31 protein-coding genes and 1 tRNA gene are annotated in these 26,658 nt (G+C 62.4%); 15 read left to right on the top strand and 17 right to left on the bottom strand.

All coding sequences use genetic code 11. From position 1 onward, the window contains the following. Positions 1-11 precede the first annotated feature (11 nt). Both serS and cysG read left to right on the top strand, forming a co-directional pair. Positions 12-1,292 carry a serine--tRNA ligase gene (serS, locus tag BFQ00_RS14515; protein ID WP_065933909.1) on the top strand — a complete coding sequence of 427 codons (1,281 nt, stop codon included), beginning with the start codon at positions 12-14 and terminating at the stop codon, positions 1,290-1,292. Beyond that, positions 1,293-2,687: a siroheme synthase CysG gene (gene cysG, locus BFQ00_RS14510; RefSeq protein WP_065897559.1), complete on the top strand. Its 1,395-nt coding sequence runs from the start codon at positions 1,293-1,295 to the stop codon at positions 2,685-2,687. Between the two features lie 106 nt (positions 2,688-2,793). On the opposite strand, the gene BFQ00_RS14505 is transcribed toward cysG, so the two are convergent. The 6 genes from BFQ00_RS14505 to tusD all read right to left on the bottom strand — a co-directional run bounded on the left by BFQ00_RS14505 (position 2,794) and on the right by tusD (position 6,230). Next, positions 2,794-3,789: a glutathione S-transferase family protein gene (locus tag BFQ00_RS14505; protein ID WP_065933908.1), complete on the bottom strand. Its 996-nt coding sequence runs from the start codon at positions 3,787-3,789 to the stop codon at positions 2,794-2,796. Between the two features lie 88 nt (positions 3,790-3,877). Further along, complete coding sequence (locus BFQ00_RS14500) at positions 3,878-4,879, bottom strand: glycosyl transferase family protein (protein WP_065933907.1); 1,002 nt, start codon at positions 4,877-4,879, stop codon at positions 3,878-3,880. Beyond that, positions 4,876-5,211: a TusE/DsrC/DsvC family sulfur relay protein gene (locus tag BFQ00_RS14495; protein WP_065933906.1), complete on the bottom strand. Its 336-nt coding sequence runs from the start codon at positions 5,209-5,211 to the stop codon at positions 4,876-4,878. Before BFQ00_RS14495 ends, BFQ00_RS14500 begins: the two co-directional genes overlap by 4 nt. Next, on the bottom strand, positions 5,208-5,486 hold the full coding sequence (gene tusB, locus BFQ00_RS14490; protein WP_065933905.1) for a sulfurtransferase complex subunit TusB: 279 nt from the start codon (positions 5,484-5,486) through the stop codon (positions 5,208-5,210). Before tusB ends, BFQ00_RS14495 begins: the two co-directional genes overlap by 4 nt. Continuing rightward, positions 5,486-5,836 carry a sulfurtransferase complex subunit TusC gene (gene tusC, locus BFQ00_RS14485; protein ID WP_065933904.1) on the bottom strand — a complete coding sequence of 117 codons (351 nt, stop codon included), beginning with the start codon at positions 5,834-5,836 and terminating at the stop codon, positions 5,486-5,488. The genes tusB and tusC overlap by 1 nt, the downstream gene beginning before the upstream one ends. Position 5,837: 1 nt before the next feature. Then, positions 5,838-6,230: a sulfurtransferase complex subunit TusD gene (gene tusD, locus BFQ00_RS14480; RefSeq protein WP_065933903.1), complete on the bottom strand. Its 393-nt coding sequence runs from the start codon at positions 6,228-6,230 to the stop codon at positions 5,838-5,840. A gap of 158 nt (positions 6,231-6,388) precedes the next feature. Here tusD and BFQ00_RS14475 point away from each other — a divergent pair, with 158 nt between their 5' ends. Next, positions 6,389-7,564 carry a CaiB/BaiF CoA transferase family protein gene (locus BFQ00_RS14475; RefSeq protein WP_065933902.1) on the top strand — a complete coding sequence of 392 codons (1,176 nt, stop codon included), beginning with the start codon at positions 6,389-6,391 and terminating at the stop codon, positions 7,562-7,564. Positions 7,565-7,656: 92 nt separating this feature from the next. Here the strand turns inward: BFQ00_RS14475 and BFQ00_RS14470 are convergent, their stop codons facing one another. Continuing rightward, positions 7,657-8,151, bottom strand: a complete 495-nt coding sequence (locus tag BFQ00_RS14470; RefSeq protein ID WP_065934061.1) for a SprT family zinc-dependent metalloprotease — start codon at positions 8,149-8,151, stop codon at positions 7,657-7,659. A 128-nt stretch (positions 8,152-8,279) separates the two neighbouring features. Next, positions 8,280-8,882: a Yip1 family protein gene (locus BFQ00_RS14465; protein ID WP_057721811.1), complete on the bottom strand. Its 603-nt coding sequence runs from the start codon at positions 8,880-8,882 to the stop codon at positions 8,280-8,282. Positions 8,883-9,183: 301 nt separating this feature from the next. On the opposite strand from BFQ00_RS14465, the gene ttcA reads away from it, so the two are divergent. Together ttcA and BFQ00_RS14455 are read left to right on the top strand one after the other, a co-directional pair. Continuing rightward, positions 9,184-10,008: a tRNA 2-thiocytidine(32) synthetase TtcA gene (gene ttcA, locus BFQ00_RS14460; protein WP_065933901.1), complete on the top strand. Its 825-nt coding sequence runs from the start codon at positions 9,184-9,186 to the stop codon at positions 10,006-10,008. Between the two features lie 67 nt (positions 10,009-10,075). Beyond that, on the top strand, positions 10,076-10,747 hold the full coding sequence (locus tag BFQ00_RS14455) for a DNA-3-methyladenine glycosylase I (protein WP_034106798.1): 672 nt from the start codon (positions 10,076-10,078) through the stop codon (positions 10,745-10,747). Positions 10,748-10,750: 3 nt separating this feature from the next. Here BFQ00_RS14455 and BFQ00_RS14450 read toward each other — a convergent pair whose 3' ends face one another. Genes BFQ00_RS14450 through arsC form a run of 3 tightly spaced genes read right to left on the bottom strand, consistent with a single transcriptional unit; the run spans position 10,751 to position 12,106 of the window. Then, positions 10,751-11,158 (bottom strand): DUF2069 domain-containing protein, encoded by a 408-nt coding sequence (locus BFQ00_RS14450; RefSeq protein ID WP_065933900.1) that lies wholly within the window; start codon positions 11,156-11,158, stop codon positions 10,751-10,753. Beyond that, complete coding sequence (wrbA, locus tag BFQ00_RS14445; RefSeq protein WP_065884980.1) at positions 11,142-11,756, bottom strand: NAD(P)H:quinone oxidoreductase; 615 nt, start codon at positions 11,754-11,756, stop codon at positions 11,142-11,144. Before wrbA ends, BFQ00_RS14450 begins: the two co-directional genes overlap by 17 nt. Further along, positions 11,753-12,106, bottom strand: a complete 354-nt coding sequence (arsC, locus tag BFQ00_RS14440) for an arsenate reductase (glutaredoxin) (protein ID WP_065933899.1) — start codon at positions 12,104-12,106, stop codon at positions 11,753-11,755. Before arsC ends, wrbA begins: the two co-directional genes overlap by 4 nt. Positions 12,107-12,221: 115 nt before the next feature. Here arsC and BFQ00_RS14435 point away from each other — a divergent pair, with 115 nt between their 5' ends. Beyond that, the gene (locus BFQ00_RS14435; protein ID WP_065884982.1) at positions 12,222-12,683 is read left to right on the top strand and encodes a TlpA family protein disulfide reductase; all 462 of its coding nucleotides are present in this window, start codon (positions 12,222-12,224) and stop codon (positions 12,681-12,683) included. A 63-nt stretch (positions 12,684-12,746) separates the two neighbouring features. On the opposite strand, the gene BFQ00_RS14430 is transcribed toward BFQ00_RS14435, so the two are convergent. The 5 genes from BFQ00_RS14430 to BFQ00_RS14410 form a co-directional block, all read right to left on the bottom strand. Next, complete coding sequence (locus BFQ00_RS14430) at positions 12,747-13,151, bottom strand: META domain-containing protein (RefSeq protein ID WP_065933898.1); 405 nt, start codon at positions 13,149-13,151, stop codon at positions 12,747-12,749. Then, positions 13,148-13,588, bottom strand: a complete 441-nt coding sequence (locus BFQ00_RS14425) for a hypothetical protein (protein WP_065884984.1) — start codon at positions 13,586-13,588, stop codon at positions 13,148-13,150. The genes BFQ00_RS14430 and BFQ00_RS14425 overlap by 4 nt, the downstream gene beginning before the upstream one ends. A gap of 71 nt (positions 13,589-13,659) precedes the next feature. After that, positions 13,660-14,649: a 2-hydroxyacid dehydrogenase gene (locus tag BFQ00_RS14420; protein ID WP_065933897.1), complete on the bottom strand. Its 990-nt coding sequence runs from the start codon at positions 14,647-14,649 to the stop codon at positions 13,660-13,662. A 171-nt stretch (positions 14,650-14,820) separates the two neighbouring features. After that, entirely contained in the window at positions 14,821-17,574 is a 2,754-nt protein-coding gene (locus BFQ00_RS14415; RefSeq protein WP_065884986.1) for a response regulator, read from the bottom strand. 294 nt (positions 17,575-17,868) lie between these two features. Beyond that, entirely contained in the window at positions 17,869-18,384 is a 516-nt protein-coding gene (locus BFQ00_RS14410; RefSeq protein ID WP_065933896.1) for a DUF2062 domain-containing protein, read from the bottom strand. Positions 18,385-18,519: 135 nt separating this feature from the next. On the opposite strand from BFQ00_RS14410, the gene BFQ00_RS14405 reads away from it, so the two are divergent. The 8 genes from BFQ00_RS14405 (at position 18,520) to murB (ending at position 25,376) form a co-directional block, all read left to right on the top strand. Beyond that, complete coding sequence (locus tag BFQ00_RS14405) at positions 18,520-20,745, top strand: DNA internalization-related competence protein ComEC/Rec2 (protein WP_065933895.1); 2,226 nt, start codon at positions 18,520-18,522, stop codon at positions 20,743-20,745. 109 nt (positions 20,746-20,854) lie between these two features. Then, complete coding sequence (locus BFQ00_RS14400) at positions 20,855-21,490, top strand: MotA/TolQ/ExbB proton channel family protein (RefSeq protein WP_065885051.1); 636 nt, start codon at positions 20,855-20,857, stop codon at positions 21,488-21,490. Next, positions 21,487-21,915, top strand: a complete 429-nt coding sequence (locus BFQ00_RS14395; RefSeq protein ID WP_065933894.1) for an ExbD/TolR family protein — start codon at positions 21,487-21,489, stop codon at positions 21,913-21,915. Before BFQ00_RS14400 ends, BFQ00_RS14395 begins: the two co-directional genes overlap by 4 nt. Beyond that, entirely contained in the window at positions 21,915-22,925 is a 1,011-nt protein-coding gene (gene lpxK, locus BFQ00_RS14390; RefSeq protein ID WP_065933893.1) for a tetraacyldisaccharide 4'-kinase, read from the top strand. Before BFQ00_RS14395 ends, lpxK begins: the two co-directional genes overlap by 1 nt. A gap of 24 nt (positions 22,926-22,949) precedes the next feature. Next, positions 22,950-23,135 carry a Trm112 family protein gene (locus BFQ00_RS14385; protein WP_003174668.1) on the top strand — a complete coding sequence of 62 codons (186 nt, stop codon included), beginning with the start codon at positions 22,950-22,952 and terminating at the stop codon, positions 23,133-23,135. Further along, positions 23,132-23,896: a 3-deoxy-manno-octulosonate cytidylyltransferase gene (kdsB, locus tag BFQ00_RS14380; RefSeq protein WP_065933892.1), complete on the top strand. Its 765-nt coding sequence runs from the start codon at positions 23,132-23,134 to the stop codon at positions 23,894-23,896. Before BFQ00_RS14385 ends, kdsB begins: the two co-directional genes overlap by 4 nt. Then, entirely contained in the window at positions 23,896-24,360 is a 465-nt protein-coding gene (locus tag BFQ00_RS14375; protein ID WP_065894967.1) for a low molecular weight protein-tyrosine-phosphatase, read from the top strand. The genes kdsB and BFQ00_RS14375 overlap by 1 nt, the downstream gene beginning before the upstream one ends. After that, entirely contained in the window at positions 24,357-25,376 is a 1,020-nt protein-coding gene (murB, locus tag BFQ00_RS14370; protein ID WP_065933891.1) for a UDP-N-acetylmuramate dehydrogenase, read from the top strand. The genes BFQ00_RS14375 and murB overlap by 4 nt, the downstream gene beginning before the upstream one ends. A gap of 70 nt (positions 25,377-25,446) precedes the next feature. Here the strand turns inward: murB and BFQ00_RS14365 are convergent, their stop codons facing one another. Then, positions 25,447-26,118 carry a Bax inhibitor-1/YccA family protein gene (locus tag BFQ00_RS14365; RefSeq protein ID WP_053256786.1) on the bottom strand — a complete coding sequence of 224 codons (672 nt, stop codon included), beginning with the start codon at positions 26,116-26,118 and terminating at the stop codon, positions 25,447-25,449. A gap of 152 nt (positions 26,119-26,270) precedes the next feature. Between BFQ00_RS14365 and BFQ00_RS14360 the strand changes: the two genes are divergently transcribed. Further along, a tRNA-Ser gene (locus tag BFQ00_RS14360) sits at positions 26,271-26,361 on the top strand. Positions 26,362-26,658: the final 297 nt, after the last annotated feature.

The following is a 26,658-nucleotide window of genomic DNA, read 5'->3' as shown; positions in this document are numbered from 1 at the left end:
GAGAGAACGACATGCTCGATTCCAAACTGTTACGTAGCAACCTTCAGGACGTAGCGGACCGCCTGGCATCCCGTGGCTTTGCCCTGGATGTTGCGCGCATCGAAGCGCTGGAAGAACAGCGCAAGACCGTCCAGACCCGCACCGAAGCACTGCAGGCTGAGCGGAATGCGCGTTCCAAATCCATCGGTCAGGCCAAGCAGCGCGGCGAAGACATCGCGCCGCTGATGGCGGACGTCGAGCGCATGGGCACCGAGCTGTCCGACGGCAAACTCGAGCTGGAGAAAATCCAGTCCGAACTGGACTCGATCCTGTTGGGCATCCCCAATATTCCCCATGAGTCGGTGCCGATTGGCGAAGACGAAGACGGCAACGTCGAAGTGCGCCGCTGGGGCACGCCGAAAGCCTTCGATTTCGAGATCAAGGACCACGTGGCCCTGGGCGAATTGACCGGCGGCCTGGATTTTGAGACCGCCGCGAAAATGTCCGGTGCACGCTTTGCTTTGCTGCGAGGCCCGATCGCCCGCATGCACCGTGCCCTGGCGCAGTTCATGATCAACCTGCACACCGCCGAGCACGGTTACGAAGAAGCCTACACGCCTTACCTGGTGCAGGCGCCGGCGCTGATGGGCACCAGCCAGTTGCCGAAATTCGAGGAAGAGCTGTTCAAGATCAGCCGCGATGGTGACGCTGATCTGTACCTGATCCCGACCGCCGAAGTGTCGCTGACCAACATCGTTGCCGGGGAAATCCTCGATGCCAGGCAACTGCCGTTGAAGTTTGTGGCCCACAGCCCGTGCTTTCGCAGTGAAGCCGGTGCATCCGGTCGCGATACGCGCGGCATGATTCGCCAGCACCAGTTCGACAAGGTCGAGATGGTCCAGGTGGTCGAGCCTTCGACGTCGATGGAGGCGCTGGAAGGCCTGACTGCCAACGCCGAGCGCGTCCTGCAACTGCTGGAGCTGCCGTACCGCGTACTGGCGCTGTGCACCGGCGACATGGGGTTCAGCGCCGTGAAGACCTACGACCTCGAAGTGTGGGTGCCGAGCCAGGACAAATACCGCGAGATTTCGTCGTGCTCCAACTGCGGTGATTTCCAGGCCCGGCGCATGCAGGCGCGGTTCCGTAACCCGGAAACCGGCAAGCCGGAGCTGGTGCACACCCTCAACGGTTCGGGCCTGGCCGTAGGCCGTACGCTGGTGGCCGTGCTGGAAAACTACCAGCAGGCCGACGGTTCGATCCGCGTGCCTGAGGTGCTCAAGCCGTACATGGGCGGCGTCGAGGTCATCGGCTAGATGGAATTTCTGCCGCTGTTTCATAACCTGCGCGGCAGTCGTGTGTTGGTCGTCGGCGGGGGGGAGATTGCCTTGCGCAAATCCCGCCTGCTGGCTGACGCCGGCGCAGTGCTGCGGGTGGTTGCTCCCCAGATCGAAGACCAGTTGCGTGAACTGGTACTGGGCAGTGGCGGGGACCTGATGTTGCGCGGTTATCAGGAGGCCGACCTCGACGGTTGCGTGCTGATCATCGCCGCCACCGACGACGAGCCACTGAACGCGCAGGTGTCCAGTGATGCCAAGCGTCGCTGTGTACCGGTCAACGTGGTGGATGCGCCAGCCTTGTGCAGCGTGATCTTCCCGGCGATCGTCGACCGTTCGCCGTTGGTGATTGCGGTGTCCAGTGGCGGTGATGCGCCGGTGCTGGCGCGCCTGATCCGCGCCAAGCTGGAGACCTGGATTCCGTCCACCTATGGCCAATTGGCCGGGTTGGCGGCGCGTTTTCGTGCCCAGGTCAAAGGCTTGTACCCGGATGTGCAGCAGCGTCGCGCGTTCTGGGAAGAAGTCTTCCAGGGCCCGATTGCCGACCGTCAATTGGCCGGGCAGGGCGCTGAGGCCGAGCGCCTGCTGATCGAAAAAGTCAATGGCGCACCGCCTTACGCACCGGGTGAGGTGTACCTGGTGGGCGCGGGCCCGGGCGATCCGGACCTGCTGACCTTCCGCGCCTTGCGCCTGATGCAGCAAGCCGACGTGGTGTTGTATGACCGTCTGGTGGCCCCGGCGATTCTGGAGCTGTGCCGCCGTGATGCCGAGCGCGTGTATGTCGGCAAGCGTCGCGCCGAGCATGCCGTGCCCCAGGACCAGATCAACCAGCAACTGGTGGACCTGGCCAAGCAAGGCAAGCGCGTGCTGCGTCTCAAGGGCGGCGACCCGTTCATTTTCGGGCGTGGCGGCGAAGAGATCGAGGAACTGGCGGCCCACGGCATTCCGTTCCAGGTGGTGCCCGGCATCACCGCGGCCAGTGGTTGCGCGGCGTATGCGGGGATTCCGCTGACGCACCGTGACTATGCGCAGTCGGTACGCTTTATCACCGGGCACCTGAAGAACGGTACGTCGGACCTGCCCTGGCGGGACCTGGTGGGGCCATCGCAGACCCTGGTGTTCTACATGGGCTTGATCGGTTTGCCGATTATCTGCGAACAGTTGATCCTGCATGGCCGCGCCGCCGATACGCCGGCAGCGTTGATCCAGCAGGGCACCACCTCCAACCAGCGCGTGTTCACCGGCACACTCGCCGACTTGCCGCGCATGGTGGCGGAGCATGAAGTACATGCGCCGACGTTGGTGATCGTGGGAGAGGTGGTGGTGTTGCGCGAGAAGCTCAAGTGGTTTGAAGGCGCTCAGTCTCAGGTCTAAAGCTCAAAAGCATCGGGGGCAAGCCCCCTCCCACATGGGTATGCATTCCAAGTGTGGGAGGGGGCTTGCCCCCGATGAGGCCATCAACTCCAGCCCGCCATCCGGATCAGCTCCACACACCTTTGCCACTCAACCGCGCCCGATCATGCCCAGCATCAAACCGCTGCAACGGCCCCTTCGGCACAATACCCGTCGGATTGATGGTCCGATGGCTGGCATAGTAATGCCCCTTGATATGCTCGAAATCCACCGTCTCGGCCACTCCCGGCCACTGATACATCTCCCTCAGCCAGTTCGACAGGTTCGGATAATCGGCAATCCGCCGCAGGTTGCACTTGAAGTGGCTGTAATACACCGCATCAAAACGGATCAGCGTGGTAAACAGCCTGACATCCGCCTCCGTCAGGTATTCGCCGGCCAGGTAGCGATGCTCGCCCAAGTGATGTTCCAGGCGATCAAGCTCGGCAAACACATCATCAAACGCGCTTGCATAAGCCTGCTGCGACGTGGCGAACCCGGCGCGGTACACGCCGTTGTTCACGGCGGGGTAGATGCGTTCGTTCAGGGTGTCGATGGTCGAGCGCAATGCCTGCGGGTAGAAATCCAGGGTATTGCCGGTCAGTTCATTGAAGGCGCTGTTGAACATGCGGATGATCTCCGCCGATTCGTTGCTGACGATGCGCTTGAGCTTTTTGTCCCACAACACCGGCACCGTGACGCGCCCGGTGTAGTCTGCGGTGTCGGCGGTGTAGCGCTGGTGCATGAAGTCGAAACCGTCCAGCGCGTCGCCGCTTGAGCCGTGGGCCTTGTCGAAGGTCCAGCCGTTTTCCAGCATCAGCCAACTGACTACCGAGACGTCGATCAGGCTTTCCAGGCCCTTGAGCTTGCGCAGGATCAGGGTGCGGTGGGCCCAGGGACAGGCCAGGGAAACGTAGAGGTGATAGCGTCCGGCCTCGGCCTTGAATCCGCCTTCGCCGCTCGGGCCGGGCTGGCCGTCGGCGGTCACCCAGTGACGGCGTTGCGCCTGTTCGCGTTGGAAAGCGCCATCTGCGCTACTTTCGTACCACTGGTCTTTCCAGTGTCCTTCGATCAGCAAACCCATGACTGGCTCCTTGGCTAATAAGCGTTGGAGCCCAGTCTAAAGGGATGAGTTCGAACTAAAAGCGCAAAGACCGGAGGTGAATGATCGATTAAATCGATTTGTCTCGCGCGTCCCAGTATTGCTGTGCCAGTTCGAATGCTTGCTCGCGGGCGTGTCCAAGGCCGCGCAAGGCCAGGGCCATGGTCGCGATCAGCGCCAGTTGCGGGTAGCTGTCCTCGACGTCGCCACGCCACAGGGCGTTCAGATGCGCGGGCTCCAGGGTTGCCGGTTTGACGTGGCGCTGGGCGGAGAGGGCGGGCCATTCCTCGTCCCAGCTCTGGCCGCCGGTGGTGCCGTACAAGTGGCTGAGGGTGTCGGGGTTGACCTCGATCTCGCCGCCGTCGCCCTTGACCACAATCACGTTGTCGCCCAGCAGGCCACTGGCATCGCGGTGCACGCCCTGGTAACCCGGGTGGAAAATGCTTTGCAGGCCGCAACGGGCATTCAGCGGGTTGAGCAGGCGGGCCAGGGAGTGGATCGGCGAGCGCAGGCCCAGGGTGTTGCGCAGGTCGATCATGCGCTGCAACTGGGGCGCCCAGTCGCCCAGCGGGATAAACGCCAGGTTGCCGTGTGCATACGCCGCCTCGACCTGTTGCCAATTGCGGCACAGCGGTATGTGCAAGCGCTCCAGCAGTTGCTCGGTGTACAAGCGCCCCGCCGTATGCGCGCCGCCGCCGTGCATGAGGATGCGCACACCCTGTTGCGCCAGGCATTTGGCCGCCAGCAGGAACCAGGGCAAGTGGCGCTTTTTGCCGGCGTAGGTCGGCCAGTCGATATCCACATTCAGTGCGGGCGGGTTCAACCGCTCGCGTACCGCTTCGGTGAAGCCGGCGAGCTCCTCCGGGCTTTCTTCCTTGTGGCGCAGCAGCATGAGGAAGGCGCCCAGCTGGGTGTCTTCGACTTTTTCATCGAGCAGCATGCCCATGGCTTGCCGCGCTTCCTCACGGGTGAGGTTGCGTGCGCCGCGCTTGCCTTTGCCCAGGATGCGCACGAACGGCGCAAACGGATGTTCTTCAGGCGTCGAGAGGGTCAGGGGGGCAAAATCGGTCATAAGCAATTCGTCGGCCTGGGCAGGCCCGCCAGCTTGGCGGCGAGTTTGGCGGGAGTGCCGTTGAACAGTTTATTGAGGTGCAGGCTGTTGCCCTTTTGCGGGCCGAGCTTCAAGGCGGTGTACTTGATCAGCGGGCGCGTGGCGGGGGACAGCTGGAATTCGCTGTAGAACTGGCGCAGCAACAGGAGAATTTCCCAGTGGTCCGCGGTCAGTTCCACCGCTTCGGCGTTGGCCAGGGCGTGCGCCACCTCATCGGACCAGTCATTCAGGTCGACGAGGTAGCCGTCCTTGTCCAGTGCCAGGCTACGCGTGCCGACGGTCAGTGTGTTCATAACCAGCTGTTGACCTTGTCATAGTCGATCGACAACTGCACGAACCCCGGATAGTCGACGCTGTCGGCCCAGTCCGGGAGCGGCAGGTTGCGTGCCTGCAGGTCTTCAGCCAGCACAAACACTTTTACCCCCCTGGTTTGCAGCGCTGCGTTGTGCAGGCCGTAGGCGCCGTCGCCGCACAGCAGGATTGCATCCGCGTTGCCGCACACACGCAGGCAACTGTCCAGACGGCTGTCGGTAAAGGGGGAGTGGCTCACCACATGTAGAGTCGACATCAGAGGGTAATCACCTGATCGTAACGGTCAATCAGCCTGGAAATAGCCTGGCTGTCCAGGGCCTGCGCATTGTCGGGTGGCGCCAGCCCGCGTGCGGACAGGCTGTGGCCGCAGGCGAACACGTCATCGATGCCGAACAGGCCCAGCGCCTGCAGGTTGGCGCTCAAATCCTTTTGTTGCACGGCCCTGGCGTCCTGATGCCGCGCCAGCTGGAACACACCGTCGTCCAGAAACAGCAGGCCGATAGGCAGATCGAACGCGCCTCCGGCCAGCACGATATCCAGCGCTTCGCGCGCGCTGGGGCCGGACCACGGCGCCTGACGGCTGATGATCAGCAATGATTTGGCCATGTCACGCACCTCCAAAACAGATCAGGCGGTCGGCGTCCTGGATCGCATCATGCAACTGCCCCAGGCCCGACAAGGCCCAGGGCGCGTCCAGGTTCACCGCGCTGCGTTGATAGCGCGTGGCTTCCTCGGCATTGAGCACGCCACGGCGCAAGGCGGCGGCGATGCACACGACGCCGTCGAGTTGGTGGGTGCTGACAAGTTCGCGCCACTGGCGCGCGATGTCCTGCTCGTCCTGGGGCGCGACGATATTATTGGCGGCGCTGTACACGCCATCCTGATAAAAAAACAGCCGCACAATCTCATGCCCGCCGGCCAGGGCCGCCTGGGCGAACAACAGGGCGCGGCGCGAGGCGGGCGCGTGGGCGGCGCAAAACACTGCAATCGCGAACTTCATGGAACACTCTGCGAACAAACGTGGGCCAATCATAAAGCCGCCGCGACGAAAAAGCCCGCCGTGATCAAAACGGTCACTGCGCTTGATCGTTCTGACGATTGCCGCCGGCGCCGAAGGCTGACTACGCTGTGGCCAGTCCAATCGCAAACGGAGTTTGTATGTCAGGTCCCTTGGCGTCCCTCAAAGTGCTGGATTTTTCCACCCTGCTGCCCGGCCCGTTCGCCTCGCTGATGCTGGCGGACATGGGCGCCGACGTATTGCGCATCGAATCACCGACGCGGCCGGACCTGTTGCGCGTGTGGCCGCCCCATGATCACGACACGTCGGCGAGCCATGCCTATCTCAATCGCAACAAGCGCAGCCTGGCGCTGGATCTCAAGCGGGACGAGGCGCTGCAGATCGTCTTCGAGCTGGTCAAGGGCACCGATATCCTCATCGAACAGTTCCGCCCCGGGGTCATGGACCGTCTGGGCCTGGGGTACGCCGCCCTGAAGGCGATCAACCCCAGGCTGATCTATGTGTCGATCACCGGCTACGGCCAGACCGGCCCCTACAGGGACCGCGCCGGTCACGACATCAACTATCTCGCTGTCGCAGGCGTGGCCAGCCACACCGGGCGGCGGGACAGTGGGCCGTTGCCGCTGGGCGTGCAACTGGCGGATGTGGGCGGCGGGTCCCTGCATGCGGTGGTGGGCGTGCTCGCGGCGGTGGTTGCGCGGCAGCACAGCGGCGTCGGTCAATACCTGGACGTGAGCATGACCGACTGCTCGTTCAGCCTGAACGCCATGGCCGGCGCGGGCTACCTGGCCTGCGGGGTGGAGCCGGAGCGGGAAAGCCATGTGCTCAATGGCGGCAGTTTTTACGATTACTACCGCACCCGTGACGGGCGCTGGATGTCGGTGGGCAGCCTGGAACCGGCGTTCATGCAGCAGTTGTGTGAAACCCTGGGGCGACCGGAGCTGGCGGCGCACGGTGTGAAGCCTGAGCAGCAGCCGGCACTCAAGCGGGCGTTGCAGGTGGAGTTTGAAAAACGCAGCTTTGCCGAGCTGTGCGCGTTATTTGCGGGCGTGGATGCGTGTGTCGAACCGGTGTTGAGCATGAGTGAAGCGTTGGCGCATCCGCAGTTGCAGGCGCGCGATTTGATCAGCCAGGTGCCGAGGGGCGATGGTTCGACCCAGGCGCAGATGGCCTGTCCGCTGAAGTTCTCCGAGGGTTTGCCGGCGCCACGGCATATTGGGGCGCCGGTCGGTGCGCACAGTGATGAAGTGTTGGTGGAGTTGGGGTTGAGTGCTCAGCGGATTGCGGATTTGCGGCAGGCCAAGGTGATTGGGTGACTGTTCTGGCGCAATCGGGGGCAAGCCCCCTCCCACCTTTGGTTTGTGAATACATTCAAAATGTGGGAGGGGGCTTGCCCCCGATGAGGCCCTCACTCCACCCGAGTCTCCCCAGTGAACACAAGAGTATGCCGGCACCGCCGACACAGGTACCGCCGCCCCTGGTCGACCATCCCATGGCGCTGGGCTGAAAACGCAAAGTCACTGTCGGCACACGGGCACCGGTAGATATAGCGAGTCACCTGGCGACGCTTGATCGCATAGGTGTGACAACGGTCCGGCGGCAGTTCGTAGACCCCACGCATGATCAACTGCCATTCCTCTCCATGGGGCTGGATGCGCTCGCCAAATAGTTGGTGGGCAATCAGGTGCGCCACTTCGTGGGCCACGGTCTGTTTGAGGAAGTGTTGGCTGTTTTCTTGGTAGAGCTGAGGGTTGAAGCGCAGCAGGTTTTCGTGCAAATGCGCGACACCGGCTTTCTGGCCCCGCAGCTTGAGGCTGACGGTGGGGCGTTTGAAGCTTCGTTTGAAAAAGGATTCGGCTTGCAGGAAACACTCTTCGACGCGGGTATTGAGTTGCTCGGGCATGCTGTACATATCTCCAGAGACGCCCAGTATGCCGCAAAGCAGGGGGGTTCCGAATCTCTCAGGCGCCGAATGGTCATGGCTAACGCACAAAGCCACCTTTTCGGTGGCTTTGCCTGCATGCCTGGGGCTCAACTGGTGTAGATGGGCCCGACGCCCAGGCCCCAGACGATCACGGTAAACGCCATGATCGCCACCAGCACCACCAGGCCGACGGCCAATACCGAGCTTGAGAACAGAAAACCTTCATCCGGGTCGATACTCATGAACGTCGGCAAGCCCACATACAGCAGATACACCGTGTAGCAGATCGCTGCGGTCCCCACCACCATACCCAGCCACATGTGCGGATAGAGCGCCGCCAGCCCGCCGATAAACAGGGGCGTCGCAGTGTAGGTGGCAAAGGCCACGCAACGCGCCATGCTGGGGTTGGCGTCATAGGTGCGGGCCATCCAGTGAATGAACGCGCCCATCACCGCCACACCGCCCAGCATGGCGGCGTACGACATCAGGGTCATCCACAGCGCGCTTTCCTGGGTAAGCATCACCGGGGCGCGGTTGCCGATGACCCAGCCGACCCGGGTGGTGCCGATAAACGCGGAAATGGCGGGGATCGCTGCGAGAACCAGCGTGTGAGTGAGGTACATGTGGCTGATGCTTTCTTCTTTATCGCCACGAATTTCCCGCCATTCCTGATCGGGATGGGTAAACAGCCCCACGACGTGATGGATCATGCCAGTCACTCCTGTCGTTATTCCTATCGCCCCCATCGGAGCGCCCACCGGCCAACTGGCCTGCAAGGTCTGGATAGTTGTGCGACCTCACGTCGCAGTATAGGAAGTGATACCCGGGAAGACTGTAGGGCCTTTAGAGTAAATCGCGCTGTAAATGCAGCGCTTAATCGCCACGTGGTCTGTCGATGACAATGCGATCCAATGTGGGAGGGGGCAAGCCCCCTCCCACATTGGAACTTGGTCGTTCATACCGGTAAAATGCTCGGCTTTTCGTCACACACCTTTAGCGGATCCAAGCGCCATGGGCACTCTTACGGTCAACCAGAACAAACTGCAAAAACGCCTGCGTCGCCTGGCCGGTGAAGCGGTCGCTGATTTCAACATGATCGAGGAGGGCGACAAGGTCATGGTCTGCCTCTCCGGCGGCAAAGACAGCTACACCCTGCTCGACGTGCTGCTGCACCTGCAAAAGGTCGCACCGATCAAGTTCGAGATCGTTGCCGTCAACATGGACCAGAAGCAGCCCGGCTTTCCCGAACATGTGCTGCCGGCCTACCTGAAAGCGCTGGGCGTCGAGTACCACATTGTCGAGAAAGACACGTACTCGGTGGTCAAGGAACTGATTCCGGAAGGCAAGACCACCTGCTCGCTGTGCTCGCGCCTGCGACGTGGCACGCTCTATACCTTTGCCGATGAGATCGGCGCGACCAAGATGGCCCTGGGGCATCATCGCGACGACATCGTCGAAACCTTCTTCCTGAATATGTTCTTCAACGGTTCGCTCAAGGCCATGCCGCCCAAACTGCGCGCCGATGACGGACGCAACGTGGTGATCCGCCCGCTGGCGTATTGCAACGAGAAGGACATCCAGGCTTATTCCGACTTCAAGCAATTTCCGATCATTCCGTGCAACCTGTGCGGCTCCCAGGAAAACCTGCAGCGCCAGGTGGTCAAGGACATGCTGCACGAGTGGGAGCGCAAGACCCCGGGGCGCACCGAAAGTATTTTTCGCAGCCTGCAGAATGTGATCCCGTCGCAACTGGCCGATCGCAACCTGTTCGACTTCGCCAGCTTGAAAATCGATGAGACGGCCGCCTCGCGTTTCGTCAATGTAGTGAACCTCTGAGCCGCATCGAGGCTCTAGTACACGGCGCTTGCGGGCGCCGTTTTCCATTCAACTGCCAGGAGAGGGCATGCGCGATTACAAGTGGCTGCACGAATATTGTCTGAACCGCTTCGGTTCGGCGGCCAAGCTGGAAGCCCATCTGCCTGTGCCCAAGACGCCGGCGCAATTGCGCAAGATCAGCGATGATCGCTACCTGTCGACCCTGGCGCTGCGGGTGTTCCGGGCGGGCTTGAAACACAGTGTGGTCGACGCGAAATGGCCGGCGTTCGAACAGGTATTTTTCGGCTTCGATCCGGAAAAAGTCGTACTGATGGGCGCCGAGCATCTGGAACGGCTGATGCAGGACACGCGCATCATCCGTCACCTGGGCAAGCTCAAGAGCGTGCCGCGCAATGCGCAGATGATTCTGGATATCGAGCAGGAAAAGGGCAGCTTCGGTGCGTTTGTCGCCGACTGGCCGGTGACCGATATCGTTGGGCTGTGGAAGTACCTGAGCAAGCACGGCCACCAGTTGGGCGGGCTGTCGGCCCCGCGTTTCCTGCGCATGGTGGGCAAGGATACGTTTGTACCGAGCGATGACGTGGTGGCGGCGTTGAACGCGCAGAAGATCGTCGACAAGGCGCCGACCAGCCTGCGGGATTTGGCGACGGTGCAGGGCGCGTTCAACCAATGGCATGCCGAGAGTGGGCGGCCAATGTGCCAGTTGTCGATGATGCTGGCCTACACCGTCAACCACTGATCGTCAGGCTTGCGCCAAGCGTCGATTCAACTGATGCCGCCAGCGCACATACAACAGCGCCGTACAAAACACCGCCAGGCTCGCCAGCATTTCCAGCACTCCGAAGCCCTGGCGGTTCGGGTCATACGCGGCCAGTGCGCCCTTGATGAAATACAGGTTCACCACAAAGCACATCCACGAATGCCCGCGCGCGCTGCCCGTGATCATCCCTGGCGCCAACACCAGCAGCGGCACCAGTTCGATCAGCAGGATCACCCACGGGCGCGCCCCGTGCAGGTCGGCGACGAACAGGTAATAGGCGCACAACAAGCCCACCAGGCCGAAAAACGCCAGCAGACTCAGTGCGCGCGCCAGCTTGACCCGTGGTTCCAGCCACGCCTGGGACGGCAGGACCTTAGGCTTTCTGGCCAACGCCGTTCTCCAGCAGTGTGGCGGTCTTGGCCAGGCGCAGGCCCAGGGCGCGACACAGACTGATTTCATGCGGGTCGAGCAGACGCTTGCCGTCAGGCCCGGCGTGGTGGCTGGCGCCATAGGGCGTGCCGCCGCCCTGGGTGTCGAGCAGCGCCTGTTCGCTGTAGGGCAGGCCGGTGATCAGCATGCCGTGGTGCAGCAGCGGCAGCAGCATCGACATCAGCGTGGTCTCCTGGCCGCCGTGCAGGCTGGCGGTGGAGGTGAACACGCCGGCGGGCTTGCCGACCAGGGCGCCGGTGAGCCACAGGTTGCTGGTGCCGTCGAGGAAGTACTTGAGCGGTGCGGCCATGTTGCCGAAACGTGTCGGGCTGCCCAGGGCCAGGGCCGAGCAGTGTTTCAGGTCATCCAGGCTGGCATACAGCGCACCCTCGTCCGGGATACTCGGCGCCACGGCCTCGCACTCGGTGGAGATCGCCGGCACGGTGCGCAGCCGGGCTTCCATGCCGCCCTGCTCGATGCCCCTGGCAATCTGCCGGGCCATTTCGCTGACCGAGCCATTGCGGCTGTAATACAACACCAGCACGTAGGGCGCAGTCACGGCAGGATCTCCAGCACGTTTTCCGGCGGGCGGCCAATGATGGCTTTATCGGCGGTTTCCAGGATCGGGCGCTCCATCAACTTGGGGTGTGCGGCGATAGCGGCGACCAGTTGCGCTTCGCTGAGGCTGTCGTCGGCCAGGTTGAGGCTTTTGTATTCATCTTCGCCGGTGCGCAACAATTGGCGGGCACTGAGGCCAAGTTTGGCCAGCAGGGCCTGCAATTGCGCCGCGTTCAGCGGCGTTTCCAGATAGCGCACCACGGTTGGCGTGAGGCCGCGAGCTTCGAGCAGTTCAAGCGCACCGCGGGATTTCGAGCAGCGCGGGTTGTGATAAAGCGTCAGATCGGTCATGTGCGGGTCGCATCTTGCGTAAGGTGGCGGGTATTCTACCCGTGCTGGCGCCTGTCCTTAAACCGTCAGAGGCGATAGGCCGCAGCCAACGTTCATTTTTGCGAAGGATTACCCCATGACAAGGCGACTGATCGGTGCATTGGCGATCATCACAACCCTGCTGCTCAGCGGCTGCGGTAACGATTACGGCGTTGACCAGTACGGCCGGACAGTGCCGGCCGAACGCCTGGACAAGCAGTGGCTGGTGGTCAATTACTGGGCCGAATGGTGTGGCCCGTGCCGTACGGAAATTCCCGAGCTCAATGCCCTGGCCGAACAATTGAAAGCGCAGAACGTGGGCGTGTTCGGGGTCAACTTCGACAATGTGCAGGGTGAGGAACTCAAGGCTGCCAGTGACAAGCTGGGTATCAAGTTCACCGTGCTGGCGCAGAACCCGGAGGGCATCTTCGATATTCCGCGCAGCGAGGCGCTGCCGGTGACCTACATCATCGATGACCAGGGCAAGGTGCGCGAGCAACTGATGGGTGAGCAGACGGCAGAGGGCGTGTTGGCCAAACTCAAGGCCTTGCGCGGTTAAAGTGTGGGAGGGGGCTTGCCCCCTCCCACATTTGGAACCCCATCAAACTAAAGATTGGAGATATCAGCCTTCTTCAAGCCACAAGCGAATCGGCTTGCCTTCGGCGGGCCAGAACCGCGTCTGCTCGATCGGCGAGATATCCCAGCGCTGTACGCCTTGCAGGGCCTGGAAGAAGCGGTGCTCCTGCTCCATCAGCGCCTCGGCGCACAGTTTGCGGGTGCTGCCGACCGGGCCGAAGCTGAGCTTGTCGCCTTCAAGGGTGTACTGCGCAAACCAGTGGTTGCAGCCGCCATTGCCATAGGCGCGACCATCGGCACCGAGGGTCACGGTCAGGTGCGCGTAGTCCATCAACGGCCGCTCGCCGATCCACTCCACTACATAGCTGTGATCCTGCTTGAGCTTGACCGCATCGCCGGCGCAGCCGCTCAGGGCCGTACCCATGGCGGCGAGCAGCAGCAGGCCCTTCATTGCGCGGCCTGCTGGCATTTCGGGCAGCGGTGACTGTCGCCTTCGCTGGCCCAGCCGAGTGCTTTGATGCGGGCATTGGCGGCCGGTTGCAGCGGTTCCTGGGTGAGCTTGGTTTCCACCGCGAATTCGAACTCCAGCACGCTGTCGCAGCTGTCGCAATTGACCTTCCAGGTGTGAATCTCCAACTCGCCGAATTTCGGCCCCTGGGCCATGGCGACCCACTGGCCCGCCGGGCGGATGGAATAGCGCGCGTCACCTTCCACGGTCAGGCGCATCGACAGGGTTTTGCTGCCGCGCAGGGTGACGATCAGCACGTCGCCATGCTTGATCGAACCACCGTTGCCGGTGACTTGATAACGGCCCGGCACCAGGGCGCGGCATTCGATCAGGGTGTGTTGCGGGCTCAGCAAGCTGAAGCGGAAATCGTGTTCGGCCATGGATCCTCCAAATAGGCGCGGCATCCTATCACGGGTGCCGGACTATCATGAGCCCGGTATGTGACCGCTGATCATCCCTCGACGAGGTTCTGCGCACGGCCGTCGGCCCACGCCGCAATATTGGCCAGTGTAGTGCCAGCAATCGCCGCCAGTGCCTCGCGCGTCAGGAAGGCCTGGTGGGCGGTGATGATCACATTGGGGAAGGTCAGCAGGCGGGCGAGCACGTCGTCCTGCAGGGGCAGATCCGAGCGGTCCTCGAAAAACAGCTGGGCCTCTTCTTCATAGACATCCAGCCCCAGGTAACCGAGTTGGCCGCTCTTGAGCGCTTCCACCAGCGCCGGCGTGTCGACCAGGCCACCGCGGCCGGTATTGATCAGCATGGCGCCCGGTTGCATGTGGCCCAGGGTGTCGGCGTTGATCAGGTGCCTGCTGTCGGCCGTCAGCGGGCAATGCAGGCTGATGATCTGCGCCTCGGCGAGCAGTTCGGGCAGGCTCACGTAGCGCGCGCCCATGGCTTGGACCTCAGGATTGGGGAAGGGGTCGTGGGCCAGCAACCGGCAGCCGAAACCGCTCATGATCCTGGCGAAGGTGGCGCCGATCTGCCCGGTACCGACCACGCCGACGGTTTTGCCGACCAGGTCGAACCCGGTGAGCCCGTGCAGGCTGAAATCGCCATCGCGGGTGCGGTTGTAGGCGCGGTGCAGGCGCCGGTTCAGGGCCAGCACCAGCGCGACGGCATGCTCGGCAACGGCGTGGGGCGAGTAGGCCGGTACGCGCACCACGCTCAGGCCCAGGCGCTTGGCGGCGCGCAGGTCGACATGGTTATAGCCGGCCGAGCGTAACGCAATCAGGCGCGTGCCACCTTTGGCCAGTTGCTCGAGTACCGGGGCGCTGAGGTCATCGTTGATAAAGGCGCAGACTACCTGGTGGTGTTCGGCCAGGGCCACGGTGTCGAGGTTGAGGCGGGCGGGTTGCAATTGCAGCTCGATGCCCTGGGGGAGTGGCTCAGCGCTGAAACTGTCGCGGTCGTAGGCTTGGCTGCTGAAAAGAATGACGCGCATTAAAAGAGGCTCCCTGCGATTTACACGTGAAAAATGCCTGTAGGAGCGAGCTTGCTCGCGAAAAACGTCAACGATAACGCGTGCCGTCTGAATGAACGCGGTGCCTGGGAGTTTTTCGCGAGCAAGCTCGCTCCTACAGGCATCAAGGCAAAGCCCCACATGAAAAAAGCCTCAGGCACTGACCCGCGCTTCACTGGCCAACCGTGCAATTGCCATGTCCAGTTCATCCAGTGCAGCCATGGCCTTGGCGTCATCCTGCTTGAGCAGGGTTTCGGCGCGCTGGCAGGCCGCGCGCAATTGCGGCACGCCGCAGTAGCGTGTGGCGCCATGCAGACGATGGACGCGTTCGATCAGGGCATGATTGTCATTGGCTTCACGGGCGACCGTGATCGCCAGGCGATCGGCTTCCAGCGAGGCCAGCAGCATGGCGAGCATATCGGCCGCCAGGTCCGCCTTGTTGGCGGCCAGGCGCAAGCCTTCCTCATGGTCCAGCACCAGCAGTTGCACGCCTGGGCCGGGGCCTTCGGGAACGCGTTCCGGCCCTTGGTTGCGCAGGGCCAGGCCGGTCCATTTCAGCACCACCTGGGCCAGTTGCCGCTCGCTGATGGGTTTGGTCAGGTAATCGTCCATGCCGCTTTGCAGCAGGGCGCGTTTTTCGTTGGCCATGGCATGGGCGGTGAGGGCGACCACCGGCAGTGGCGTGCCATGGCGTTCGCTTTCCCATTGCCGAATCGCTTCGGTACTCTGGCGCCCGTCCATGCCCGGCATCTGCACGTCCATCAATACTAGATCGAAGGTTTCCTGCTTGACCGCGTCAATGGCCGCATAGCCGCTTTCCACGGCCATGACCTTGGCGCCCATGTCTTCAAGCAGGGTTTGCACCAGCAATAGGTTCGCCGGGTTATCGTCCACGCACAGCACGCGCGGCGCACGGCTGGACAATGGCTCGCCCGGTTCGCTGCGCAAAGGGCGCGGGCTGATCAGGTCGGCCAGGGACCGGCGCAGCTTGCGCGTACACGCGGGCTTGGCCTGCAACTGGCTGTTGGGGTTGGGCACCGATTGGTTGAACAGCATCTGCTCGGTCGTCGGGCACAGCACCAGCACCTTGCAGCCCAGGTGTTCGAGGTCCCACAAGTGCTGGTTGAGGCGCTCGGGCGGGATGTCGTTGGCGGTGACGCCGAGCACTGCCAGGTCAATCGCCTGTTCGGTCTGGTGCGCGCTGGTAATGCCGTTGGTCAGGCTTTCCAGGGTATTGAACGGGGTCACCTCCAGGCCGCAGTCTTCCAACTGGTGTTGCAGGGCCTGGCGCGCCAGCTCGTGGTTCTCCAGCACGGCCACGCGGCGTCCGAGCAGCGGCGCGCTGGGCAAGTCTTCAACGTCGTCGCGGGTCTTGGGCAGGTTCAGGCTGATCCAGAACTCCGAGCCTTCGCCCGGTGTGCTGTCGACGCCGATTTCGCCGCCCATCTGTTCGATCAGGCGCTTGGAAATCACCAGGCCCAGGCCGGTGCCACCCGGCTGGCGCGACAGCGAATTGTCCGCCTGGCTGAAGGCCTGGAACAGCGCACGCACGTCCTGGTTGGACAGGCCGATGCCGGTGTCCTGCACGCTGATGCGCAGCTGCACGCTGTCTTCCTGTTCATCCTCGATCATCGCGCGGGCAACAATGGTGCCTTCGCGGGTGAACTTGATCGCGTTGCTGATCAGGTTGGTCAGGATCTGCTTGAGGCGCAGCGGGTCGCCCACCAGTGACAGCGGCGTGTCACGGTAGACCAGGCTGACCAGTTCGAGCTGTTTGGCGTGGGCGGCGGGAGCGAGGATGGTCAGGGTGTCTTGCAGCAGGTCGCGCAGGTTGAAGGGCACGCTGTCGAGCACCAGTTTGCCGGCTTCGATCTTCGAGAAGTCGAGGATTTCGTTGATGATACCCAGCAGGTTGTCGGCGGATTTTTCGATGGTGCCCAGGTAATCCAGCTGACGCGGCGACAATTCGCTTTTTTGCAGCAAGTGGGTGAAGCCCAGGATGCCGTTGAGCGGGGTGCGGATCTCATGGCTCATATTGGCCAGGAACTCCGATTTGATCCGGCTGGCTTCCAGGGCTTCCTTGCGGGCCAGGTCCAGCTCGATGTTCTGGATCTCGATGGTTTCCAGGTTCTGGCGCACATCCTCGGTGGCCTGGTCGATGCTGTGTTGCAATTCCTCCTGGGCGTTTTGCAGGGTTTCGGCCATGCGGTTGATGCCCGACGCCAACTGATCCAGCTCCTGGCTGCCCAACGGCGGCAGACGGGTTTCCAGGTTGCCGTCCTTGAGCTGGGCCACGGCTTGCTTGATCTGGCCGATCGGCGAATTGATGGTGCGGCTGATGCGCAGGGCCAGCGCCGCGGTGCAGATCAAGCCGATGGCGATCAGCAGCAGGCTGGCGAACAGGCTGCGATAGCCGCGCAGCAACATGCCGTTGTGGGACAGTTCCACTTCGACCCAGCCCAACAGGCGGTCGGACTCATCCGGGATCAGCTCGCCCGCCAGGTTGCGATGGCGGCCAAACACTGGCATCAGATAGCGGGTGGCATCATTGCCGCTGCGCTGCAGCAGATGCGAACTGTTGCCGGTGGGCGGTTGATTGAGCATGGTCGGGCCGGCATGGGCCAGGGACGAGCGGTCCGGCGCCAGGATCGACACCGTGCGCACATCCGGTTGTTCCAGGGATTGGGTCGCGATGCGCTCCAGCAGGTCCGTGTTCCTGCTGCTCAGGGCCGGTGCGACCAGCGGCGCCAACTGCTCGGCGATCATTTCGCCGCGTTGCAGCAATTGCGTCTGCAGTTCGGAGAGCTGCATCCAGGTGAAGTAGCCTCCCAACAGCAGGGCCATCAGGCTGGTCGGCAATAAAGTCAGCAACAGTACGCGGCCTTTTATTCCCATTCTTCTAAGCACGCCACTCTCCTGCTACCACATTGATATCAATCATCCACGCAGGCATCCGGCCCACGCCACGTGCGCAGTGTAGCCATTTGCGCCCTCGGGAATCTCGTAAATTAGTGACATGTAGCAATCTTCGGGCGATTCGGCGCCGGCCGGCGTCTGGCGGGAGGATCAGGGGGAGGTACCGATGAGGCTGACTTGGAATGTATCTTCGCGCCCGTTATCGGGCTGGACGGTTCACGGCCCGGGCTTGCGCATTGCGCGCAGTGCCGGCGCGTACATCTGCACCTGCCTGCCCGTTAGCCCTCAGCGGCGGCGCAATTTGCGCTTCTTCCACTGGTGCGTGACCCACCAGCGCCAATATCCCATGGTCAGGCAGTAGGCCAGGGCACCCAATACCAACCCGCAGACCACCGAGCCCAGCAGGAATGGTTGCCACATTGTGCTCAACTCGCCGCTGATCCATTCCCAGGTGAGGTTATCGGGCAGGCTGCGTGGCGGCACGTTCATCAACCAGGCGCCGGTCATGTAGGTGCAGAAAAACACCACCGGCATCGTCACCGGGTTGGTCAGCCACACCAGGCTGACGGCAATCGGCATGTTGCCGCGCACCACGATCGCCAGGATCGCGGCCAGCAACATCTGCAACGGGATAGGGATAAATGCGGCAAACAACCCCACGGCCATGGCGCGAGCCACCGAGTGCCGGTTCAGGTGCCAGAGGTTCGGATCATGCAGCAGGGTGCCAAGAAACTGTAATGACTTGTGTTCCCTGATACTGCTGGGGTCGGGCATGTACCGTTTGAATAAGCGCCGGGGCATAGGGGGTCCAGGTCAGTTCGAGGGGCAAGTATGCGCGTATTCTATAAACAGAAAATTCAGACTTTGTGACAAAACATCAAAGGCGCCCCTGGGAACTCCGGCTAAGACTGGATGAGTCATTGAAAGGAATGATTCATGAGGACAGGGATGTTCGCGCTCGCGCTGGGGTTACTGACCCTGCGCTTTCTTCCGGCGTTGCCGCCCACCGGATGGCTGTTGGCCATGCCGGTGTTGGCCTTGATGCTGCTGCCGTTTCGCACCTATCCGCTGGCGTTTTTCCTGCTGGGCTTGAGCTGGGCTTGCATCAGCGCGCAGTGGGCACTGGATGACCGATTGCGCCCGGCGCTGGACGGCGAGACCCGTTGGGTGGAGGGGCGTGTGGTCGGGTTGCCGCAACAGACGGACACCGGTGTGCGTTTTGAATTGGCCGACAGCCGGTCGCGCAAGGCCCGGCTGCCCAAGCGCATCCGTGTCTCCTGGCACGGCGGGCCGCCGGTGCGCAGTGGGGAACGCTGGCGCTTGGCTGTCACCCTCAAGCGGCCGTCCGGTCTGCTCAATTTTCATGGCGTCGACCACGAGGCCTGGCTGCTGGCGCAACGCATCGGGGCCACGGGCTCGGTGAAAGACGGCCAGCGCCTGGCGCCGGCCCGCAACGCCTTGCGCGACAGCCTGCGTCAACGCCTGATGGCCGCCGATGCGCAAACCCATGAGGCCGCCCTGGCGGCCTTGGTGCTGGGTGACGGTTCCGGGCTGCGGGCGGAGCAATGGCAGGTGTTGCAAGACACCGGCACCGTGCATTTGTTAGTCATTTCCGGTCAGCACATCGGCTTGCTGGCCGGGCTGATCTACGCACTGGTGGCCGGGATGGCCCGTTACGGTTGCTGGCCGCGCCACCTGCCATGGCTGCCGTGGGCCTGCGGCCTGGCCTTTGCCGCAGCGCTGGGTTACGGCCTGCTGGCGGGGTTTGGCGTGCCGGTGCAGCGGGCCTGCGTGATGGTCGGGCTGGTGTTGCTGTGGCGGCTGCGCTTTCGACAGCTGGGCGCGTGGTGGCCGTTATTGCTGGCGTTCAATGGCGTACTGCTGCTTGAGCCGCTGGCCAGTCTGACGCCGGGCTTCTGGTTGTCATTTGCGGCGGTTGCGATCCTGATCCTGACGTTCGGCGGGCGGCTGGGCCCCTGGAGTCTCTGGCAGGCGTGGACGCGTCCCCAGTGGCTGATTGCTATCGGCCTGTTTCCAATCCTGCTGGTGCTGGGTTTACCCATCAGCCTCATTGCGCCGGTGGCCAATGTGTTCGCCGTACCCTGGATCAGTCTGGTGGTGTTGCCTTTGGCGCTGCTCGGCACGGTGCTGTTGTGGGTGCCGGTGATCGGCGACGGCCTGCTTTGGTTGGCCGGCGGTGCGCTGGAAGGGTGGTTCAACGTGCTGGCCCTGCTCGCCGGGCAGTTGCCGGCCTGGACGCCGGCCCAGGTGCCGCTGGTGTATTGGCTGGCCAGCCTGCTGGGCGCGCTGCTGCTGCTACTGCCCAAGGGGGTGCCGTTTCGGTTGCTGGGCTGGCCCATGCTGTTGCTGGCGGTGTTTCCTCCCAGGGAGTCGGTACCCCACGGGCAGGTGAGGGTGGTGCAGTTGGATGTCGGCCAGGGGCAGGCGCTGATCCTGCGCACCCGCAATCATGCGCTGCTTTATGATGCAGGGCCGCGTTCCGGGGCGGTCGATCTGGGCGCGCGCGTGGTTTTGCCGTCATTGAAAAAGCTCGGGGTACAGCGGCTGGACATGCTGCTGCTGAGCCATGCCGATGCCGATCACGCCGGTGGCGCGGCAGCGATAGCCCGTGGTTTGCCCATCGCACGCGTGGTAGGCGGCGAAACCGAGGGGTTGCCGGCATTTCTGGGGACCGGGCCCTGTATCAGTGGCGAACGGTGGGAGTGGGATGGTGTGTCCTTCGTGTTGTGGCAGTGGTCCGGCGCCATAAGTGGCAATCCAAAGTCCTGTGTGTTGCAGGTGCAGGCCAAGGGTGAACGGCTGTTGCTCACCGGCGATATCGACAGCGCAGCGGAGCGCGCCTTGCTTGATACGCCGCTGGCGGTGCCAACCGATTGGCTGCAAGCGCCCCATCATGGTAGCCGCAGCTCGTCATCCAAGCCCTTTGTGCAAAGGCTTGCGCCAAAGTCGGTGCTGATTTCCCGAGGGCGGGGCAACGCCTTCGGTCATCCTCATGTGCAAGTGGTCGCGCGCTATCAGGCCCAGGGCAGCCGACTATACGACAGCGCGGAACACGGGGCCGTGCGCTTTCAGTTGGGCGCCTTCCAGCCCGCCATTGTTGCGCGCAGTCAACGCCGGTTCTGGCGCGAACCGTTGCCGTAATCCGGCGTTACCAAACACCGCAGGCTGCGACAGCCTGGTCTGCGGCCAACGAACCCTGCCGCCGAACCTATATGATAAAGTGGCGCACTTTTTCGAGGGGGCATTCACTGTGTGGGAATTGGTCAAATCCGGCGGCTGGATGATGTTGCCGATCATCATGAGTTCCATCGCCGCACTCGGCATCGTCGCCGAACGCCTGTGGACCCTGCGCGCCAGTCGCGTCACCCCCGAGCATCTGCTGGGGCAAGTCTGGGGCTGGATCAAGAACAAGCAGCTCGACAAAGAGAAGCTCAAGGAGCTGCGCGCCAATTCGCCGCTGGGTGAAATCCTTGCAGCCGGCCTTGCCAACTCCAAGCATGGTCGCGAGATCATGAAAGAGTGCATCGAGGAAGCCGCCGCACGGGTGATCCATGAACTGGAGCGCTACATCAACGCCCTAGGCACCATCGCCGCCATGGCGCCGCTGCTCGGTTTGCTGGGCACGGTGCTGGGTATGATCGATATTTTCAGCTCGTTCATGGGCTCGGGCATGACCACCAACGCCGCCGTGCTGGCCGGTGGTATTTCCAAGGCACTGATCACCACGGCCGCGGGCCTGATGGTGGGTATCCCTTCGGTGTTCTTCCACCGCTTCCTGCAACGGCGCATCGATGAACTGGTGGTCGGCATGGAACAGGAAGCCATCAAGCTGGTGGAAGTGGTGCAGGGCGACCGTGATGTGGACCTGGTCGAGGGCAAAGCGTGAAATTTCGCCGCAAGCGACGGGAAAATGTCGATATCAACCTCGCGTCGCTGATTGACGTGGTGTTTATCCTGCTGCTGTTCTTTGTCGTCACCACCACGTTCACCCGGGAAACCCAGCTGCGCGTCGACTTGCCCGAAGCCGTCAGCGGCTCGCCGGCCGAAGACCAGCAGGTCAAGCAACTGGACATTGCCATCAGCGCCGATGGGGTGTTTTCGGTGAACAACCAGTTGCTGGAGAAAAACGACCTGGCCAGCCTGATGCAAGCCCTGCAGAAGGAATCCGGCGGCGATACCAGCCTGCCACTGTCGATCAGTGCCGACGGCAAGACCCAGCACCAGGCTGTGATTACCGCGATGGACGCCGCCGGCAAGCTCGGTTTCAGTCATCTGCGCATGACCACCGTCGAGGCGGCGAGCCCACCCTGATGGCCATGTCCGATCGTTTGCTCAAGGCCTGGTATGAGGGCCATCCGGCGCTCGTGCTGTTACGGCCGCTGGAATCGTTGTATCGCCGGGTGGTGCTGCGCAAGCGCGCGCGCTTCCTGGCGGGCGAGGGCGCTATCTATCAGGCACCGGTGCCCGTTGTGGTGGTGGGGAATATCACCGTCGGGGGCACGGGCAAGACGCCGCTGATCCTGTGGATGATCGAGCACTGCCGCCGCAGTGGCCTGCGCGTGGGCGTGGTCAGTCGAGGGTATGGCGCCAAGCCGCCACAGTTGCCCTGGCGAGTCGAAGCCGATCAGAGTGCCGACGTGGCCGGCGACGAACCTTTGCTGATCGTGCAGCGCTGCGGTGTCCCGTTGATGATCGATCCGGACCGCAGCCGCGCGGTGAACGCGATGTTGGCCAGCGAACCCCTGGACCTGATCCTTTCCGACGACGGCCTGCAACACTACCGCCTGGCCCGCGACCTCGAACTGGTACTGATCGATGCCGCCCGTGGCCTGGGCAATCGTCGTTGCCTGCCGGCCGGGCCGTTGCGCGAGCCGGTCGAGCGCCTGCACAGCGTGGATGCGCTGCTCTATAACGGTGCCGCCGAGGACCGCGAAGACGGCTTTGCCTTTGGCCTTGCGCCTGCGGCGCTGATCAACCTGCACAGTGGCGAGCGGCAGCCGGTTACCTACTTTCCGCCAGGCCAGCAGGTACACGCGGTTGCCGGTATCGGCAATCCGCAACGTTTCTTCACTACCCTTGAAACGCTACACTGGCAGCCGATCCCCCATGCGTTTGCCGACCACGCGCCCTACAGTGCCCAGGTGTTGGATTTCACACCGCATTGGCCGCTGGTCATGACTGAAAAGGACGCGGTGAAGTGCCGCGCCTTCGCCCGGCCCGACTGGTGGTACCTTGCGGTGGATGCGCTGCCGTCGCCGGCGTTTGTCGCCTGGTTCGACACACAACTGATGCGCCTGCTGCCCAACCGTTTTTTGCCTTAAACCGCTTATTTCCAGGACATACCCATGGACACCAAATTGCTCGACATCCTTGCTTGCCCGATCTGCAAAGGCCCGCTCAAGCTCAGCGCCGATAAAACCGAGCTGATCAGCAAAGGTGCCGGCCTGGCTTATCCGATCCGTGACGGCATTCCGGTGATGCTCGAGAGCGAAGCGCGCACCCTGACCACCGATGAGCGCCTGGATAAATGACTACCGCCTTTACCGTGGTGATTCCTTCGCGCTACGCGTCGACCCGCCTGCCGGGCAAGCCGCTGCAAATGATCGGCGCCAAGCCGATGATCCAGTTGGTGTGGGAACAGGCCTGCAAAAGCAGCGCTGAGCGGGTAGTGGTGGCGACTGACGATCCGCGCATCATCGAAGCCTGCAAGGGGTTCGGTGCCGAGGCGGTGCTGACCCGCGAAGACCATAATTCCGGCACCGATCGCCTGGCCGAAGTGGCTACGCAACTGGGCCTGGCGCCCGACGCCATCGTGGTGAACGTGCAAGGTGACGAGCCGTTGATCCCGCCCAGCGTCATCGACCAGGTCGCCGCCAATCTGGCGGCCCATGGCGAAGCGCGCATGGCGACCCTGGCCGAACCGATCGAAGACAGTGAAACCTTGTTCAACCCGAACGTGGTGAAAGTGGTCAGCGATATCAACGGCCTGGCCCTGACGTTCAGCCGTTCGACCCTGCCCTGGGCGCGGGACGCCTTTGCCAGCAACCCCGGCGTACTGCCGCCAGGCGTGCCGTACCGCCGCCACATCGGCATCTACGCCTATCGCGCCGGTTTCCTGCATGACTTCGTCAGCTGGGGCCCGTGCTGGTTGGAAAACACCGAATCCCTGGAGCAACTGCGGGCCTTGTGGCACGGCGTGCGTATCCACGTGGGCGATGCGCTGGAAGCACCGCCTGCAGGCGTCGATACCCAGGAAGATCTTGAGCGCGTCCGTCGCCTGCTGGGGGCTTGATGGAAGTCCTGTTTGTCTGCCTGGGCAATATCTGCCGTTCGCCCACCGCCGAAGGCGTCTTGCGCCACAAGTTGCGCGAAGCCGGCCTGGCCGATCAGGTTGAGGTGGCGTCGGCGGGGACCGGGGAGTGGCATATCGGCAACCCACCGGACCTGCGCAGCCAACGCGCAGCGCTGGCGCGGGGCTATGACTTGTCAGCCCAGCGTGCCCAACAGGTCAGCCGCGCTGATTTTGCGCGCTATGACCTGATCCTGGCCATGGACCACAGCAACCTGCGCAACCTCAAAGCCATGCAGCCTGCGCAGGGTAAGGCGCAGCTGGATTTGTTCCTGCGCCGCTTCGACGGCGAAGTGGACGAGGTGCCAGACCCTTACTACGAAGGCGAACAAGGCTTTGACCGGGTGCTGGACCTGATCGAGCGCGCCTGTGATTCATTGGTGATCGAATTGAAGGGCCGGCTATGACCTTGCACGTACAAGCGCAGGTATCGCTCAAGCCATTCAACAGTTTTGGCATCGACGTACGCGCCCAGCTGTTTGCCGAGGCCCGCAGTGATGCCGATGTGCATGACGCCCTGGCCTACGCCGACGCGCACAGTGTGCCGCTGTTGGTGATCGGCGGCGGCAGCAACCTGCTGCTGACCCGGGACGTGCCCGCCCTGGTGTTGCGCATGGCGACCCAGGGCATTCGCGTACTGCACGATGATGGCGAGCACGTGGTGATTGAAGCCGAGGCGGGCGAAGCCTGGCACCCCTTTGTGTCGTGGACCCTGGAACAGGGTTTTTGCGGCCTGGAAAACCTCAGCCTGATCCCCGGCACGGTCGGTGCCGCGCCGATGCAAAACATCGGCGCCTACGGCGTCGAGATCAAGGACGTGTTTGCCGGCCTCACGGCGCTGGATCGCCAGACGGGCGAGCTGCGCGATTTCAGCCTGGACGAATGCCAGTTTGCTTACCGCGACAGCCTGTTCAAGCACGAAGTCGGGCGTTGGTTGATCCTGCGGGTACGCTTCGCCCTGAGTCGCGCCAGTCACCTGAAACTCGATTACGGCCCGGTGCAACAGCGCCTGGCCGCGCAGGGCATCACCGAGGCCACGCCGAAGGATGTGAGCCAGGCGATCTGCAGTATTCGCCGCGAAAAATTGCCGGACCCGGCAGAGCTGGGCAATGCCGGTAGTTTTTTCAAAAACCCCTTGGTGCCCCAGGCCCTGGCTGCCGAGTTGAAAAGCCAGTATCCGGACCTGGTGGCTTACCCTCAGGCAGACGGGCAAGTCAAGCTCGCCGCCGGTTGGCTGATCGACAAGGCGGGTTGGAAGGGCTTTCGTGATGGCGATGCCGGCGTGCATAAAATGCAGGCGCTGGTGCTGGTGAACTACGGCTCAGCCACCGGGCGGGATATTGCCAACCTGGCGCTGCGTATCCAGCAGGACATTGCCGAGCGCTTCGGGGTGGAGCTTGAGATGGAACCTAACAGGTACTGAGCGTCTACCGCCCCACAAATGAAAATGCCCCGTATCTCACGATACGGGGCATTTTTTATAGCGCTGACAATCAGTCGTCACGGCTCATGATGCCGAAGATCTGCAACAGGCTGATAAACAGGTTGTAGATCGACACATACAGGCTGATGGTCGCCATGATGTAGTTACGCTCACCACCATGGATGATGGCGCTGGTCTGGAACAGGATGCACACCGAGGAGAACAGCACGAAACCTGCGCTGATCGCCAGTTGCAAACCGCTGATCTGGAAGAACATGCCGGCTACCACCGCCGCCAGCAACACGAAGAAGCCCGCAGTGATGAAGCCACCCAGGAAGCTCATGTCCTTGCGGCTGATCAGCACGTACGCCGACAGGCCACCAAACACCAGCGCAGTCATGGCAAATGCCGAACTGACCACTTCTGCACCGCCGGCCATGCCGAGGTAACGGTTAAGGATCGGGCCAAGGATAAAGCCCATGAAACCGGTCAAGGCAAACGCCGACACCAGGCCCCAGGCCGAGTCGCGCAGCTTGTTGGTCAGGAAGAACAGACCATAGAAGCCGATCAACACGACAAAGATATTCGGATAACCGACGCGCATCTGCTGGGCCACGTAAGCCATCACGCCGCTGAATGCGAGGGTAAGGGCGAGCAGGCCGTACGTATTGCGCAACACGCGGCTGACTTCAAGCTGCTCAGCCTGCGCGTTGCCATTCACTGCGTAATTCTGTTCGCGCATGGCGACACTCCTTCAGTTTTGAAACGTTCAGTCGCAAAGATCATAACAGACGCTCTGTAACAAGCTATGCAGAGAGTTTGACAGTGTGTTTCATTCGGGTATTATGGCGCCCGCTGAGACGGGATGAGCGACTATAATCCCGTGATGCGCAAGGGAAATTGGCAGAGTGGTTGAATGCACCGGTCTTGAAAACCGGCGAACGTTAATAGCGTTCCCAGGGTTCGAATCCCTGGTTTCCCGCCAAACATTGAAGAGAAATCCCGCGAGCAAACGCTCGCGGGATTTTTTTTTGCCTGCGATTTTTCTCAATAGCCTCTGGGAGGCTTTCAGGGCAGGGTGAGCCGAGCCGTATCACCTCGCAGGCGAGCAATGTCAAAAGTCGAGGTGGCGGGCATGAAGATCGGATCCAATGTTGACTTCGAAGTACCACGGGTAGACTCTTGCGCTCCAAGGGTTTCAGGGCTTCGCAGTTAAATCTAACTTAGATACCTTGCTAGATGGGCTGTTTTTATCTCCAACCCGGATACATGATTGTCCAGG

The organism is Pseudomonas sp. 28 E 9 (genome assembly GCF_900004785.1).
GTDB lineage: Bacteria > Pseudomonadota > Gammaproteobacteria > Pseudomonadales > Pseudomonadaceae > Aquipseudomonas > Aquipseudomonas orientalis_A.
This window is presented reverse-complemented; position numbering and strand designations above follow the sequence as displayed.